This is a genomic window from Mesorhizobium sp. B3-1-9, from assembly GCF_006439595.1.
Lineage (GTDB): Bacteria > Pseudomonadota > Alphaproteobacteria > Rhizobiales > Rhizobiaceae > Mesorhizobium.
In genome coordinates, this window is record NZ_VFTJ01000001.1 from 429,259 (window position 1) to 444,390 (window position 15,132).

The 15,132-nt window shown below is 64.8% G+C and carries 15 protein-coding genes; all 15 read left to right on the forward strand.

All coding sequences use genetic code 11. The features are described from left to right. Window positions 1–12: 12 nt before the first annotated feature. The 15 genes from FJW07_RS02010 (at window position 13) to FJW07_RS02080 (ending at window position 15,115) form a co-directional block, all read left to right on the forward strand. On the forward strand, window positions 13–1,617 hold the full coding sequence (locus tag FJW07_RS02010) for a di-heme oxidoredictase family protein (RefSeq protein ID WP_140854111.1): 1,605 nt from the start codon (window positions 13–15) through the stop codon (window positions 1,615–1,617). Continuing rightward, the gene (locus FJW07_RS02015; protein ID WP_140854113.1) at window positions 1,617–2,696 is read left to right on the forward strand and encodes an imelysin family protein; all 1,080 of its coding nucleotides are present in this window, start codon (window positions 1,617–1,619) and stop codon (window positions 2,694–2,696) included. Before FJW07_RS02010 ends, FJW07_RS02015 begins: the two co-directional genes overlap by 1 nt. 3 nt (window positions 2,697–2,699) lie before the next feature. After that, a complete protein-coding gene (locus FJW07_RS02020) occupies window positions 2,700–3,812 on the forward strand; it encodes a DUF1513 domain-containing protein (RefSeq protein WP_140854114.1) in 1,113 nt (370 codons plus the stop codon). Between the two features lie 136 nt (window positions 3,813–3,948). Continuing rightward, complete coding sequence (tsaB, locus tag FJW07_RS02025; protein ID WP_140854116.1) at window positions 3,949–4,638, forward strand: tRNA (adenosine(37)-N6)-threonylcarbamoyltransferase complex dimerization subunit type 1 TsaB; 690 nt, start codon at window positions 3,949–3,951, stop codon at window positions 4,636–4,638. After that, complete coding sequence (locus FJW07_RS02030; RefSeq protein WP_140854118.1) at window positions 4,638–5,132, forward strand: N-acetyltransferase; 495 nt, start codon at window positions 4,638–4,640, stop codon at window positions 5,130–5,132. Before tsaB ends, FJW07_RS02030 begins: the two co-directional genes overlap by 1 nt. A gap of 27 nt (window positions 5,133–5,159) precedes the next feature. After that, complete coding sequence (locus FJW07_RS02035; RefSeq protein ID WP_140854120.1) at window positions 5,160–5,960, forward strand: lysophospholipid acyltransferase family protein; 801 nt, start codon at window positions 5,160–5,162, stop codon at window positions 5,958–5,960. A gap of 107 nt (window positions 5,961–6,067) precedes the next feature. Then, on the forward strand, window positions 6,068–7,477 hold the full coding sequence (gene miaB, locus FJW07_RS02040) for a tRNA (N6-isopentenyl adenosine(37)-C2)-methylthiotransferase MiaB (RefSeq protein ID WP_140854122.1): 1,410 nt from the start codon (window positions 6,068–6,070) through the stop codon (window positions 7,475–7,477). 83 nt (window positions 7,478–7,560) lie between these two features. Next, window positions 7,561–8,553, forward strand: coding sequence for a PhoH family protein (locus FJW07_RS02045; protein ID WP_226892268.1), 993 nt, complete (start codon window positions 7,561–7,563; stop codon window positions 8,551–8,553). A gap of 11 nt (window positions 8,554–8,564) precedes the next feature. Next, window positions 8,565–9,062, forward strand: coding sequence for an rRNA maturation RNase YbeY (gene ybeY, locus FJW07_RS02050; RefSeq protein ID WP_140782223.1), 498 nt, complete (start codon window positions 8,565–8,567; stop codon window positions 9,060–9,062). 27 nt (window positions 9,063–9,089) lie between these two features. After that, window positions 9,090–10,166, forward strand: coding sequence for a hemolysin family protein (locus FJW07_RS02055; protein WP_140854124.1), 1,077 nt, complete (start codon window positions 9,090–9,092; stop codon window positions 10,164–10,166). Window positions 10,167–10,178: 12 nt separating this feature from the next. After that, entirely contained in the window at window positions 10,179–10,649 is a 471-nt protein-coding gene (locus tag FJW07_RS02060; RefSeq protein WP_140854126.1) for a VOC family protein, read from the forward strand. 176 nt (window positions 10,650–10,825) lie between these two features. After that, on the forward strand, window positions 10,826–12,415 hold the full coding sequence (lnt, locus tag FJW07_RS02065; protein WP_140854127.1) for an apolipoprotein N-acyltransferase: 1,590 nt from the start codon (window positions 10,826–10,828) through the stop codon (window positions 12,413–12,415). A gap of 140 nt (window positions 12,416–12,555) precedes the next feature. Continuing rightward, window positions 12,556–12,978, forward strand: coding sequence for a helix-turn-helix transcriptional regulator (locus FJW07_RS02070; RefSeq protein ID WP_140645345.1), 423 nt, complete (start codon window positions 12,556–12,558; stop codon window positions 12,976–12,978). Between the two features lie 164 nt (window positions 12,979–13,142). Beyond that, a complete protein-coding gene (gene metK, locus FJW07_RS02075) occupies window positions 13,143–14,408 on the forward strand; it encodes a methionine adenosyltransferase (RefSeq protein ID WP_140645344.1) in 1,266 nt (421 codons plus the stop codon). Beyond that, window positions 14,405–15,115 (forward strand): tRNA (guanine(46)-N(7))-methyltransferase TrmB, encoded by a 711-nt coding sequence (locus FJW07_RS02080; RefSeq protein ID WP_140854129.1) that lies wholly within the window; start codon window positions 14,405–14,407, stop codon window positions 15,113–15,115. Before metK ends, FJW07_RS02080 begins: the two co-directional genes overlap by 4 nt. The last annotated feature ends 17 nt before the right edge of the window (window positions 15,116–15,132 follow it).

Sequence of the window (15,132 nt, forward strand, 5' to 3'; positions counted from 1 at the left end):
GGACATGCGGGAATGCGGCGCCCCGTAGATCATTTTTCGCGCCGCGCGCTGCGGGCAACAATCGACGGCCTGCCGCTTCGGAAGACCCCACGATACCGGATCGGCAGCGGGGCGTCGCTTTTGCTGGCGGTCATGCTTTCCGCGCCCGCCATGGCCGGTGAGCCAGCCGCTCTCCCGACGAGCCGCACCGACCTGACGCCGAAGGATCAGGCGCGGGTTCTGGCAGTCATCAGGCCAACGACCGACTTTACCAGGCCCGAACCGTTCGAGCTGATGCAGGGCGGCGCCGGCACGTCGCGGAAGGACGTCAACCGCGATGCCTTTTCGCAATCCTCCGCCAACATCACCTTTGAGGAAGAGGGCAGCTTCAAGCTCGGCAACGCGCTGTTCCGCAAGAACTGGGTGTCGTCGCCATCCTCGACCCAGGCTTCGGACGGGCTCGGCCCGCTGTTCAACGAGCGCGCCTGCCAGAATTGCCATTTGAAGGACGGGCGCGGCCGTCCGCCGGAAGGCGATGCCGGATCGACGTCTATGTTCCTGCGGCTGGCGCGCGACGCCGCCAGCGCCGAGGAAAAGGCCGCGCTTGCCGACCACAAGGTGCTGAACTTTCCCGACTCCATCTATGGCGCGCAACTGCAGGATCTTGCGGTTCCGGGCCTCAAAGGCGAAGGCCGGATGCGCGTCGATTACCAGGAGCAAAAAGTGACGCTCGGCGACGGCGCTGTTGTTGCGCTGCGCAAGCCAAGCTATTCCGTCGAAAATCTCGGTTACGGCCCACTCGATCCGCGCACCACGCTCTCGCCTCGGCTGACGCCGCCGATGATCGGGCTCGGCCTGATCGAGCAGATTGCGCCAGCCGATATTCTCGCCCATGCCGATGCGGATGACCGCGACGGCGACGGCATTTCGGGCCGGCCGAACATCGTGCGCGACGAACTGAGCGGCGCGGTGACCTTGGGCCGCTTCGGCTGGAAGGCGCAGACCGCCTCGATCCGCCAGCAGGCGGCCGATGCCTTTGCCGGCGATATCGGCATCTCCACGCCGGAAATGCCGAAGCATTGGGGCGATTGCACCAGGGCGCAGACGGATTGCCTTGCCATGCCGGACGGCGTGCAGCAACGCCTCGGCACGGCCGAGGCGCCGTCCCCTGTCATGGACCTCGTCACCTTCTATTCGCAGAATTTGGCCGTGCCGGCGCGGCGCGACATCGCCACACCGCAAGTGCTCGCCGGCAAGAAGCAGTTCTACGAGATGGGCTGCATTTCCTGCCACACGCCGAAATTCGTCACCATGCGCGGCACGCCCAACAAGGCGCAGGCTTTCCAACTGATCTGGCCCTATTCCGACTTCCTGCTGCACGACATGGGCGAGGGCCTCGCCGACGGGCAACGGGTAGGCGAAGCGAGCGGCAGCGAGTGGCGCACCCCGCCGCTCTGGGGTATTGGGCTCACCGCGACAGTCAACGGCAACAGCTTCTATCTGCACGACGGCCGCGCCCGCACGCTTGCCGAGGCGATCCTGTGGCATGGCGGCGAAGGCCAGACGGCGCGTGATCGCTTTGCCGGGGCCGCCGCGGCCGATCGTGACGCGCTGATTAAATTCCTGGAGTCGCTTTGATGTCGAAACGCCTGGCCGCCGCCCTTGCCCTTCCGCTTTTTCTGGCGATCTCCCTGCCGGCATCGGCCGCGGTCAAGGCCTCCGATGTCATCGGCCGCGCGATCGATGACTTCGTCCGCCCAGCCTATGCCAGCCTCGACGAGCATGCGGCGGGCCTGACCAAGGCGATGCACCAGCTCTGCGAAACGCCGTCCGAAAAGAATCTCGAAGCGGCGCGCGCGGCGTTTTCCGGCACGGTCGAGGCCTGGTCGGTGGCCGAGATCATCGCCTTCGGACCGATCAAGGAGAACAACCGGCTGGAGCGCATGCTCTATTGGCCGGACCGCAAGAGCATCGGCCTGAGGCAAGTGCAGGCCACGCTGGCATCCAAGGATCCGTCAGCCACCGATCCGGCGCAACTGGCGCAAAAGAGCGTCGCCATGCAGGGCCTCGGCGGGCTCGAATATGTGCTTTACGGCGACGGCGCCGAAACGCTCGCCAGGAAGGACGATCCCTATCGCTGCGCTTATGGCTCGGCTGTCGCCGGCAACGTCGAAACGATGGCTGGCGAGGTGCGTGACGCCTGGCAAAACCCCGACGGCTTTGCGTCGCTCTGGGCCAACCCAGGACCGAAGAACCCGCTCTACCGTGACGGCAACGAAGCGGTGACGGAACTGGTCGGTGTCTTTATCAACGAGCTGGACATGATCCGCGATGTGCGGCTGAAAGGTTTTCTCGGCGCCAGGCCCGATGCCGACAAGCCGAAGCAGGCGATCTACTGGCGCTCGCGGAACACGACGGCTTCGCTGGCCGCAAACCTGTCCGGCATCGACCAACTGTTCCAGGCTTCCAAGCTCGGCGATGCGCTGCCCGCCGATGCGCAATGGATGGCCGAATCCATCCACATCCAGCTCACTAACGGCGTGGCGACGGCGAAGTCGATCACCGGTCCGATCGACAAGGCGCTCGCGGACCCAGCGCTGCGCGGCAAGCTCGAGCATTTCGCGCTGATCACGTCGAGCCTGTCGACCTTGATCGGCACCAGGATGACCGCCGAGTTCGGTCTGACCGCCGGCTTCTCGTCGCTGGACGGAGATTGATCGATGGCGTGGAGTACAAAGCTCATCGATCGCCGCGATTTCCTGCGCGCCGCGGGCGCCGGCTTTGCCGCCGCCATGGCGCCGCGTGCCTGGGCCGACACGCTTGCCGCGGACGCGGTGTTTGCCACGGCCTTCGTCAAGCGTGACGGCAGCTTCGGCGCCGCCGTGCTCTCCGAGGCGGGAAAAATCCTGCATACGGTCGATCTGCCCGATCGCGGCCATGACGTCGCCTTCGATCCGGTGTCGAAGCGTTCGGTGGTCTTCGCCCGTCAGCCCGGCACCTTCGCCGTCGTCTTCGACCAAGCCGGCCGCGACAAGCCCTTGACCATCGCCAGCATCACCGGCCGGCATTTCTTCGGCCATGGCGTGTTCTCGCCCGACGGCGCCTTGCTCTATGCGACCGAGAACGATTTCGACAATGCGGCAGGTGTCGTCGGTGTCTACGATGCGCGGGAGAAATTCAATCGCATCGGCGAATTCCCGACCTATGGCATGGGGCCGCATGAGCTGCTCCTGCTCGGCGATGGCCGCACTTTAGCCATCGCCAATGGCGGCATCGAAACCCATCCCGACTATGGCCGGGCCGAGCTCAACATCGCGACGATGAAGCCGTCCTACACGCTGGTCGACCGCGTCACCGGCGACCTCATCGAAAAGCATGAATTGCCGCCGGCGCTGCACCAGCTGTCGATCCGCCACATGGATCGCGACCAGGCGGGCACCGTCTGGTTCGGCTGCCAATATCGCGGGCCGGCGACCAACCGCCCCGCGCTGGTCGGCCGCGCCACGCGCGGCAAGGACCTCGAGCTCTTGGAGATGCCGCAGGATGTGCTCTCCGGCTTCCGCAATTATATCGGCTCGGTCGCCGCCAATGCCGCCACAGGTACGGTCGCCATCACTTCGCCGGAAGGCAATTCGCTGGCCGTCCTCGATGCCGCCAGCGGACGCGTGGTCGCGACCAGATCGCTGGTCGAGGTCTGCGGCCTCGCGCCCGACGGCGCTGGCTTCATGGCAACGACCGGCGCCGGCGAGATCGTTGGCGGCGCCGGCTCGACTCGTTCCGAGCCGGACTATGTCTGGGACAACCACATGCTGCGCATCGCGGTCTCTGCCTGACAACAAGGTCCTGGCGCTGCCGGAAAGCAAAGCCGCTTAACATTTCTCCGCCCTGGCTCTTGCGGCGGCGGCCTATGCCGGGCAGAGGGAATTGTGTTTCGATCCAGTTCATTAATGGCCATATGAAGTTGCCTATATGAAGCTGCTCGCCATCGACTGCGCCGCCAGTCTCTGCGCTGCCTGCGTCTATGATGCAGACGCGGGGAAGGAGCTTGGCCGTGAGGTGCGCGACCTCGGCAAGGGGCATGCGGAGCATCTGATGGCCGTCATCGAGACGGCCCTGCAAGCCGGTGGGGTCGATTACCCTGACCTCAACGCTGTTGCCGTCTCGATCGGACCGGGCTCTTTCACCGGCCTGCGCGTCGGCGTATCGGCAGCGCGCGGCCTGGCGCTGGCGCTGAAAATCCCGGCGATCGGCGTGACGACGCTGGAAGCCCTGGCGGCGGAGGCTGCGAATGCGTTTCCCGGGCGCGCGGTGCTTGCCGCGCTCGATGCCGGCCGCGAGGAAATCCATGCGGCGCTCTATGATAAAGCGTTAGTCGAGACTTACGGACCTTCCGTAGCTGCGCTTTCCGATGCAGTGACCATGGCCATCGGCGCCGACGCGGTCCTGGTCGGGACCGCCGCGCCGCAGATTGCCAAGGCGGCGGGTCGTGCCTTCGAAACTGGTCCGGTTGCCGCCACAGCCGACATCGCGACCTATGCCAGGCTGGCCTCGGCCAGGGAACCGGGCGAAAAGCCGAAACCGCTTTATCTGCGCGACGCCGACGCCAAGCCGCAGGCGGGTTTCATTCTGCCAAGGCAGGACAGGGGAAACGATTCCTGATGCGCATACCGTTCTTTCAGCCGCGCCGCAGGGACTATGCGCTGGAACCGTTGACGGTCGCCGACAGCGCCGCTGTTTCGGTGCTGCATCGCGAGGATTTCGTGCGGCCCTGGACCGACGGCGAATTCGCAGCACTGCTCGAGCAGGACACGGTCTTCGGCTATGCCGCGCGTGAGACCGGCCAAGGCTCCAAGCCGCCGGTCGGCTTCGTGCTCGCGCGGCTTGCGGCCGGCGAGGGCGAGATCCTGACGGTGGCCGTCGCCCGCACGCATCGCCGCCAGGGCCTTGGCTGGCAATTGATGGACGCGGTGCTGCGCGAATTGCATGCGCAGCGCGCCGAGGCGCTCTTCCTCGAGGTCGACGAGACCAATGCGCCGGCGATCGGGCTTTACCGCAGGCTTGGCTTCCGCCAGGTCGGCCATCGGCCGAACTATTATCGCTCGACCGAGCACGGCCCGACCGGCGCGCTTGTCATGCGCCGCGATCTTCGCTAGCCAGTCCGCGCGATAGGGCCGGAGCGAATGATCAAGAAATTGCGGATTTTCCTGGCGCTCGCCTATGTCGTCGTCTGTTCGCTGGTGCTGGTGCCGCTGCAGATGCTGTCGATGAAGACGGGGCTGTGGCCCGAAACGTTCATTCTCAAAATCTGGCACAGCATGGTCCTGCGGGCGCTCGGCATGCGGGTGCATGTGAAGGGCGCGCTGGCCAGGGAACGTCCGCTGCTTGTCGCGGCCAACCACATTTCCTGGACCGACATCATGGTGCTCGGCTCCTTCGTCGATGTGAAATTCATCGCCCGGGCCGACATGGAGGGCTGGCCGCTGATCGGCATGCTGTCCAAGCTGCAGCGCACCGTCTACATCGAGCGCGAGCGCAAGCGCACCTCCGGCGACCAGGCAAGCCAGATTGCCAGGCGCATGGCCAAGGGCGATGCCATGGTGCTGTTCGCCGAAGGCTCGACCGGCGACGGCAACCTCGTGCTGCCGTTCAAGAGCACGCTGTTCGGCGCGGCCTCCATGGCGATTTCGGAAGGGGCGGCCGAACAGGTCTTCATCCAGCCCGTGGCGATCGCCTACACGCGACTGCACGGCATGCCTATGGGGCGCCGCCATCGGCCGATGACCGCCTGGATCGGCGACCAGGATCTGATGCCGCACCTGAAAACCTTGCTTGCCGAAGGGGCGATCGATGCCGAGGTGCATTTCGGCGAGCCGGTGCCGTTCTCCAAGGGTTCGAACCGCAAGGAGACGGCAAGGTTGATGGAAGCCAAGGTGCGCGAGATGATGCAGGCCATCCTCGCCGACCCGGCAAAGAGCCGCTGATTGGTATGTCGCCCAAGGGCCTGTAGCGATTTTGGAACAAGGCGGCGCGACGCGCCGCGGGCAGAATCGTCTGTTTTTTGTCACGGAAAGGCGCTAGAAGCCGCCCGATGGAATTGAACACGATTGAAAGCCACGGCATCGGCACTGCGGCCGAGCACTCGGCCGGCACTGTCCGCGCGGCGAAAAAGGTCTTCGTCAAGACCTATGGCTGCCAGATGAATGTCTACGATTCCCAGCGCATGACCGATGCGCTGGTCGCCGACGGCTATGTCGCCACCGACGCCGTCGAAGACGCCGATCTGGTGCTGCTCAACACATGCCATATCCGCGAAAAGGCGGCGGAAAAGGTCTATTCCGAGCTTGGCCGCATCCGCGACATGAAAGCCGAACGCGCCGTGGCCGGCCGCGAGCTCTTGATCGGCGTCGCCGGCTGCGTGGCGCAGGCCGAAGGCGCCGAGATCATCCGCCGTGCGCCGGCGGTCGATCTGGTCATCGGCCCGCAGACCTATCACCGGCTGCCCGACGTGCTGGCCCGGGTCCGCGGCGGCGAAAAGATCGTCGAGACCGAATACGCCATCGAGGACAAGTTCGAGCATCTGCCGCAGCCCAAGCGCGCCGAATTGGCAAAGCGCGGCGTCACCGCCTTCCTGACGGTGCAGGAGGGGTGCGACAAGTTCTGCACCTTCTGCGTCGTGCCTTATACGCGCGGCTCCGAGGTTTCGCGCCCGGTGGCGCAGATCGTCGCCGAGGCCGAGCGCCTGGCCGAGGCGGGCGTGCGCGAGGTGACCTTGCTCGGCCAGAACGTCAACGCCTGGCATGGTGTCGGCGAAAATGGCAAGGAATGGGGGCTCGGCCGCCTGCTGTTCCGCCTGGCGGAAATCCCCGGCCTGGCGCGGCTGCGCTACACCACCAGCCATCCGCGCGACATGGACGACGAACTGATCGCCGCGCACCGCGATCTGCCGGCGCTGATGCCCTATCTGCATCTGCCCGTGCAGTCCGGCTCGGATCGCATTCTCAAGGCGATGAACCGCCGGCATACGGCGCGCGACTATCTCGCGCTTATCGAGCGCATCCGCGCCGCCCGAACCGACATCGCCATGTCCGGCGACTTCATCGTCGGTTTCCCCGGCGAGACCGATGCCGACTTCGAAGCGACGCTGCAGCTGGTGCGCGAAGTGAACTATGCCTCGGCTTTCTCGTTCAAATATTCGCCTCGCCCCGGCACGCCGGGCGCTGAGATGAGCGACCACGTGGCCGAGGCGGTGAAGGACGAACGGCTGCAACGCCTTCAGGCGCTGCTCCTGAGGCAGCAGCAGGATTTCGGCTTGAGCCTGGTCGGCAAGACCATCGGCACGCTGATCGAGAAGCCTGGCCGACAGGCCGGCCAGAAAGTAGGCCGTTCACCGTGGCTGCAGCCGGTTATTGTTGACGACAAGGCCGGCGGAATCGGTGACATTATCGACGTACGAATCACAAGGACGGGCTACAACAGCCTGTTCGCCGAATTGGTCTGACGACCTCGGCAGATGAGGAGAGACGGTTGAGCGCTGCTGAACTGAAGAATCCGCCCCAGAACCAGGCGTCCGGGGCCTCCGACATGGCGCACATCGTACTGACCTTCGACAACAACAAGCTAGCCAGCGCCCTTTACGGCCAGTTCGATGAGAACCTCGCCCGGCTCGAGCAGAAGCTCGGCGTCGACATCCGCTCGCGCGGCAATCAGCTGACGATTAAGGGCTCCGCCGCCGCCGCCGAACAGGCGCGCCGCGCGCTGGACACCCTCTACGGCATCCTGCAGAAGGGCGTCGACATTGGCCAGTCGGATGTCGACGGCGCCGTACGCATGGCGATTGCCGCCGACGACCAGCTGACCCTGCCGACGATGGAGCGCAAGGGCAAGGTTTCGGCCGCCCAGATCGCGACACGCAAGAAGACGATCTATGCCCGCTCGCTCAACCAGGATGCCTATATGCGGGCGCTGGAACGCTCCGAAATGGTGTTCGGCATCGGTCCCGCTGGCACCGGCAAGACCTATCTGGCGGTGGCGCATGCGGCGATGCTGCTAGAACGCGGCATGGTCGAGCGCATCATCCTGTCGCGTCCGGCCGTCGAGGCCGGCGAGCGGCTGGGCTTCCTGCCCGGCGACATGAAGGAGAAGGTGGACCCGTATCTCAGGCCTCTCTACGACGCGCTCTACGACATGATGCCGGCCGACAAGGTCGAGCGGGCGATCGCGGCCGAGGTGATCGAGATCGCGCCCTTGGCCTTCATGCGCGGCCGCACGCTGGCGCATGCGGCGGTGATCCTCGACGAGGCGCAGAACACCACGCCGATGCAGATGAAGATGTTCCTGACCCGTCTCGGCGAGAACTCCCGCATGATCGTCACCGGCGATCCGACCCAGATCGACCTTCCGCCCAACACCAAGTCTGGCCTGGTCGAGGCGCTGCGCGTCCTCGACGGCGTGCCCGGCATCGTCACCGTCCGCTTCAACGAGGGCGATGTGGTGCGCCACCCGCTGGTCGCCGAGATCGTCAAGGCCTATGACCGCGACGGCAAGCTGGCGCGAGGCTTGGGCGCCGAAAGCTGACCATAGGCCCTATGGCTCAAAATCCGGAATTTGGCGGCGAAGCGCCGGTCGACATCGATATTTTCGTCGAGGCAGGCGCTTGGCCCGCGGAAGCCGAATTGACACGCCTCGTCGATCGCGCCGTTGCGGCCGCTTTTGCCGAAACCGGCGCGGGCGGCGCCTCCGAGCTCAGCGTCGTCTTTTCCGACGATGCCCATATCCGGACGCTCAATGCCGAGTGGCGCGGCAAGGACAAGCCCACCAACGTCTTGTCTTTCCCGGCTTTTTCCTTTCCGAAAGGCGGCGAGCTGCCGCCGATGCTGGGCGATATCGTGCTGGCTTCCGGGACGGTTGCGCGCGAGGCCGCTCTGGAAGACAAGCCGATTGAAAACCATATCACCCATCTCGTTATCCATGGCCTGCTGCATCTTTTGGGCCATGATCACGAGACCGACGCCGAGGCGGAGGAGATGGAAGCGATCGAGCGCGCGGCGCTTGCGAGGCTTGCCATTCCCGATCCCTACGCGTAACAAAAAAGCTCAATTGACCCGATGGCGATGAACGACACACCAGAAACTGCCGCCCGTCCGGACGCCGGCAGTGCTGCCAAGCCTTCCGAGAAGACGGAAGAGGGCTCCAGTCCGAGTATTCCCGCCGGCAGCGCGGCCGCAGAGCCGACGCATGCCGGTCCTTCGCTCTTCGACCGCGTGCTCGGCCTGTTCCGGCACCGCAACGGCACCAGCCTGCGCGAGGAGATTGCCGGCGCGCTCGCCGAAACGGCGACCGACGCCGGCGCCTTCTCGCCCGGCGAACGCGCCATGCTCAACAACATCCTTCGCCTGCGCGAAGTGCGTGTCGAGGATGTCATGGTGCCGCGCGCCGATATCGAGGCGGTCGAGATCAACACGACGCTTGGCGATCTGCTCGGCCTGTTCGAGCAGTCCGGCCATTCGCGCATGCCGGTGTATTCCGAGACGCTGGACGATCCGCGCGGCATGGTCCACATCCGCGACGCGCTCGCCCACATCACCAAGCTCGCTCGCGTCAAGAAGGGCCGCAGCAGAGCGAAGACGCCGGCGTCGACCGCGCTCGACCTTGCCCAGGTCGACCTTGCGCGTACCATCGGCGATCTCAGCCTAATCCGCCCGGTGCTGTTCGTGCCACCCTCCATGCTTGCCTCCGACCTGATGGGGCGCATGCAGACGAACCGCACGCAGATGGCGCTGGTCATCGACGAGTATGGCGGCACCGACGGTCTCGCCTCGCTGGAGGATATCGTCGAGATGGTGGTCGGCGACATCGAGGACGAGCATGACGACGACGAGCCGATGGTCACGCAGACCGGCGACGGCGTCTTCGTCGTCGACGGCAAGGCCGAGATCGACGAGGTCGCCAAGATGATCGGCGAGGATTTCGCCGCCGGCGAGCACGGCGAATATGTCGACACCATCGGCGGCATGATCTTCAACACGCTCGGCCGCGTCCCCGCTCGCGGCGAAGTGGTGCAGGCCATTCCCGGTTTCGAGTTCCACGTGCTCGACGCCGACCCGCGCCGCGTCAAGCGCGTGCGCATCGTGCAGAGCCAGAAGGGCGAGCGCCAGCGCCGCCGCGCGGCCCGCACCGAACAGGCCTGATATCGCCGTCCGATGGCGATAGACGATCCGTTCAAGCACGCGGTTCTGGGTTCGGGTGTTTTCTACAAGGATCCACGCGCGGCCCTGGCCTGGCTGCAGGCGGCCTTCGGCTTCGAGCCGAGCATGCTGGTGAGCGATGCCGACGGTCGGCTGGTGCATGCCGAAATGCGTTTTGGCGACGGCTATATCATCGTCGATTCCGAATGGGATGAGCATATCGCCAGCCCGGCCTCCGTCGGCGGCAAGAACACGCAGGCCGTCTATGTGCGTCTGCAACAAGATATCGACGCGCATTGCGAGCAAGCGCGCGCGGCGGGCGCGCAGATCGTCGAGGAGCCCGCCGACCATTTCTACGGCGAGCGCCAATACCGCGCTCGTGACCTCGAAGGCCATGTCTGGACATTCACCCGCACCGTGCGCGTTGTCCCCAAGGACGAGGCTGAGCGACTGAGTGGCCTGCGCATCCAGGGCTGGCACCGCTGAGCTTTTGCAACCAAGCGGAACCGCTTGGCGTTGCAGAAATGCCGCTAAACAAAGGGCTATGGCGGGATTCCCGCGATAGCGCGACCGTGTGTCAGGCCGCGCTTATCTGGGTTTGGAACGCCGGGCCCAGCCTGTTAAACCTCTAGCTCCCTGATTCGCGCGACTTGGGAAGCTGGATGCAGCGCTTTGCCGGCCGGATAATTCTGCTGTGGGGGTGGCGGCGGGCGCTGGTGGCGTTTGCCGCCGGAGCGCTGGCGGTGCTTGCCCAGGCGCCTTACGATTTCTTCGCCGTCTGCTTCGTTTCGTTCCCGGTCCTCGTCTGGCTGCTCGACGGCGCCACCGGCGAGGCTTCCGATGGCTGGTTCCGGCGCCTGCGGCCGGCTTTCGCAACAGGCTGGTGGTTCGGCTTCGGCTACTTCCTCGCCGGTCTCTGGTGGATCGGCCAGGCCTTGCTGGTGGAGGCCGACAATTTCGCCTGGGCCTTGCCCTTCGCCGTCGTCGGCATCCCCTTCGCGCTGGCCTTTTTCTATGGCTTTGCCACCGTGGTGGCGCGGCTGTTCTGGAGCAGCGATATCGGCCGCATCGCCGCCCTTGCCTTCGGGTTCGGCCTTGCCGAATGGTTGCGCGACTTCCTCTTCACCGGCTTTCCCTGGAACGCCGTCGGCTACGCGGCGATGCCTGTGCCGCTTCTGATGCAGAGCGTGTCGGTGACCGGCATGATCGGCATGAACGCGCTCGCGGTCTTCCTGTTTTCGCTGCCGGCGCTGGTGGCGGCGCGCCGGCATCTGAGGCTGGGCGTTGCCCTGTTCGTCGTCCTCGCCGCCGCCCATGTCGGCTTCGGCTATTTCAGGCTCGCCATGCCCGCCGAGCCGGCGACACGATCCATCGACGTCCGCATCGTCCAGCCCGCGGTCGACCTCAGCGAAAAGTGGGACGCCTCGGTGCGCGACCGCATCTTCGCGACTTTGCTGGGGATATCGGGGAAAGCACCCGAAGAAAGTCACGCCAAGCCCCAGCTCATTCTGTGGCCGGAGACATCGGTGCCGTTTCTCTTCACCGAGCGTCCGGACGCGCTGACGGCACTGGGCGACATGCTGGCCGACGGCCAGATGCTGATTGCCGGTGTCGTGCGCGAGGAGGGCGGATCGGCGAATGCCGGCAGCCGTTATTACAATTCCGTGGTGGCGATCAACGACAAGGGCGAGATCGTCGATGCGGTCGACAAGGTGCATCTGGTGCCCTTCGGCGAATATCTGCCCTTCGCCGACCTGTTCGAACGCTTCGGCATAGGCCAGCTCGTCGCCGGACCGATGAATTTCGCCGCCGGCAACGAGCGCCATCCGATCGCCGTGCCGGGCGGCCTGCGTGCCGCGCCGTTCATTTGCTACGAGGTTATCTTTCCCGATCTCGTCGCCGCCGACTCTGCGTCATCTGACGTAATCGTGAACGTCACCAACGACGCCTGGTTTGGCGACACGCCAGGCCCGTATCAGCACTTCAGGCAGGCGCAGATTCGGGCAGTGGAGAATGGATTGCCGCTGCTGCGCGCGGCCAACAATGGCATCTCCGCAGTCGTCGATTCGCGCGGGCGCATTATCGATGCGCTTACCGTCGACGCGCGCGGCGCCATCGACGCGCATGTGCCGGTTTCTGGGCGCGCCCTCATGTCAGCGAAACAGCGGCGCATTAACGGATTGCTGATCATGTTGCTGTTAGCGCTGATTGCCCTCACATTGAATGTAAGGCAGCGGCTACGGGTGAATTGACAGTCGGCACATTAGAAACTCATACTGTAACGCCTAAAATTTTCTCGAAGTCGGTTGGAGGGTTCTGTTGGGGCAGGTGGCTCCGGCTTCATATGGGCGGAACAAAATAGAAAAAGCCGGAAAAATTCGGCGAGGAAAAAATGACAGAAGAGAACAAGAAGAAGCCGAATCCGATCGACATCCATGTCGGGAGTCGCATCCGGCTGCGTCGCAATATGCTTGGAATGAGCCAGGAAAAGCTGGGTGAAAATCTCGGCATCACCTTTCAGCAGATCCAGAAGTACGAAAAGGGCACGAACAGGGTTGGCGCCAGCCGTCTGCAGGCGATCGCCTCCATCCTGAGCGTTCCTGTCGCCTTCTTCTTCGAGGATGCCCCGGGCGAGGAGGCCGGCGGCGGCAATCGAGGATTTGCGGAAGACTCCTCGATGGCGTTCGCCATCGAATTCTGCGGCAGTCCCGAGGGGCTTCAGCTCAACCGGGCTTTCGTCAAGATCGGCGACGTCAAGGTGCGCCGCCGGATCATCGATCTGGTCAAGGCGCTCTCCGCGGAAGACGCCGATTGATTTTACCGATGCCACCGGCGGCGCTCTGCCGCCGGTGGCATAGCCGGCCTTACCTACATTCATGCCAGATCCGTCGCGCCGCTTGACGAGCGGCGCCCGGCACCGCTAACACGTGGCGCGCCAAAATCGGCAGCCTGCCGATCTTTTTTCAAGAGGGGACACCCGTGACGCGGCAGAATTATCTCTTCACCTCGGAATCCGTCTCCGAGGGTCATCCCGACAAAGTTTGTGACCGCATCTCCGACGAGATCGTCGATCTGGTCTATCGCGAAGCCAAGAAGACGGGCATGGATCCGTGGAAGGTGCGCGTCGCCTGCGAGACACTGGCCACCACCAACCGTGTCGTCATCGCCGGCGAGGTCCGCGTCCCCGACACGCTTTTGAAGAAGGACAAGGCGGGCAACGTCCTCAAGGATGCGTCCGGCCACCCTGTGGTCAACCCGGCCAAGTTCAAGTCGGTTGCCCGCAAGGCGATCCGCGAGATCGGCTACGAGCAATCCGGCTTCCACTGGAAGACCGCCAAGATCGACGTGCTGCTGCATGGCCAGTCGCCCGACATCGGCCAGGGCGTCGACAATGCCGCCGACCGCCAGGGCGAGGAAGGCGCGGGCGACCAGGGCATCATGTTCGGCTACGCCTGCCGCGAGACGCCCGACCTCATGCCGGCGCCGATCTATTACAGCCACAAGATTCTCGAACTGCTGGCGGCGGCACGCCATGAAGGCAATGGCGAGGCGGGCAAGCTCGGCCCGGACGCCAAGAGCCAGGTCACCGTGCGCTATGCCGACGGCAAGGCGGCGGAAGTCACGCAGATCGTGCTCTCCACCCAGCATCTCGATACGAGCTGGGACTCCAAGAAGGTCCGCAAGGTGGTCGAGCCCTATATCCGCGAGGCGCTTGGCGACCTGAAGATCGCCGAGGACTGCAACTGGTACATCAACCCGACCGGCAAGTTCGTCATCGGCGGGCCTGACGGCGATGCCGGCCTCACCGGCCGCAAGATCATCGTCGACACCTATGGTGGCGCGGCGCCCCATGGCGGCGGCGCCTTCTCGGGCAAGGACACCACCAAGGTCGACCGCTCGGCCGCCTATGCGGCGCGCTACCTTGCCAAGAACGTGGTGGCGGCCAAGCTTGCCGACCGCTGCACCATCCAGCTCTCCTACGCCATCGGCGTCGCCCAGCCGCTGTCGGTCTATGTCGACCTGCACGGCACCGGCAAGGTGGACGAATCGAAGCTCGAGGATGCGCTGCGCAAGGTCATGGACCTGTCGCCGTCGGGCATCCGCCGTCATCTGGACCTCAACAAGCCGATCTATGCAAAAACCTCGTCCTACGGCCATTTCGGCCGCAAGGCCGGTCGCGACGGCTCCTTCTCCTGGGAAAAGACCGATCTCGCCAAGGCGCTCAAGGACGCCGTCGCCGCCTGACGCCAGCGGACGCAAAGGACAGGCCAAGCCGGGCGACCGAAGGCTTCTTCGGTCGCCGGCACGGCAAGACTATACGCCCTCAGCAGGCGATCGCCCTCGAAGGCGGCCTGCGCGAATACCGGGTCGACCTGACGGCGCAAGCGCCGGCTGATCTCAGGATCTTGTTCAAGACACAGGTTTCGGCGCTCCAGCTGGAAATCGGCTTCGGCGGCGGTGAGCATCTGTTGCATCGCGCCGCGGAAGCGCCGGCAACCGGCTTCATCGGCGTCGAACCCTTCGTCAACGGCATGGCCAAGATGATGACGGCGCTTGGCAAGACGCCGCTTGCCAATCTGAGAGTCTATGACGACGACGCCACGCGCCTGCTCGACTGGCTGCCGGAAGCCTCGCTCGACGGCATCGATCTGCTCTATCCCGATCCATGGCCCAAGAAGAAGCATTGGAAGCGACGCTTCGTCGGCGCCGCCAATCTCGGCCGCTTCGCCCGGGTGCTGAAAGCCGGCGGCAGGTTCCGCTTCGCCTCCGACATCGACAGCTATGTGAACTGGACGCTGCTTGCCTGCCGCGCCAGTGGCGCCTTTGAATGGCAGGTGCGGGATGCCGCCGATTGGCACCGGCCCTATGAAGGTTGGCCCGGCACGCGCTATGAGGCCAAGGCCATCCGCGAGGGGCGGCGGCCGGCCTATCTGACGTTCATCCGGAAGTAATCGGGCGATCTGTATTG

Coding starts and splice junctions, on each gene's coding strand:
- FJW07_RS02010 (WP_140854111.1), top strand. CDS start 13: ATGCGGCGCCCCGTAGATCATTTTTCGCGCCGCGCGCTGCGGGCAACA.
- FJW07_RS02015 (WP_140854113.1), top strand. CDS start 1,617: ATGTCGAAACGCCTGGCCGCCGCCCTTGCCCTTCCGCTTTTTCTGGCG.
- FJW07_RS02020 (WP_140854114.1), top strand. CDS start 2,700: ATGGCGTGGAGTACAAAGCTCATCGATCGCCGCGATTTCCTGCGCGCC.
- tsaB (WP_140854116.1), top strand. CDS start 3,949: ATGAAGCTGCTCGCCATCGACTGCGCCGCCAGTCTCTGCGCTGCCTGC.
- FJW07_RS02030 (WP_140854118.1), top strand. CDS start 4,638: ATGCGCATACCGTTCTTTCAGCCGCGCCGCAGGGACTATGCGCTGGAA.
- FJW07_RS02035 (WP_140854120.1), top strand. CDS start 5,160: ATGATCAAGAAATTGCGGATTTTCCTGGCGCTCGCCTATGTCGTCGTC.
- miaB (WP_140854122.1), top strand. CDS start 6,068: ATGGAATTGAACACGATTGAAAGCCACGGCATCGGCACTGCGGCCGAG.
- FJW07_RS02045 (WP_226892268.1), top strand. CDS start 7,561: ATGGCGCACATCGTACTGACCTTCGACAACAACAAGCTAGCCAGCGCC.
- ybeY (WP_140782223.1), top strand. CDS start 8,565: ATGGCTCAAAATCCGGAATTTGGCGGCGAAGCGCCGGTCGACATCGAT.
- FJW07_RS02055 (WP_140854124.1), top strand. CDS start 9,090: ATGAACGACACACCAGAAACTGCCGCCCGTCCGGACGCCGGCAGTGCT.
- FJW07_RS02060 (WP_140854126.1), top strand. CDS start 10,179: ATGGCGATAGACGATCCGTTCAAGCACGCGGTTCTGGGTTCGGGTGTT.
- lnt (WP_140854127.1), top strand. CDS start 10,826: ATGCAGCGCTTTGCCGGCCGGATAATTCTGCTGTGGGGGTGGCGGCGG.
- FJW07_RS02070 (WP_140645345.1), top strand. CDS start 12,556: ATGACAGAAGAGAACAAGAAGAAGCCGAATCCGATCGACATCCATGTC.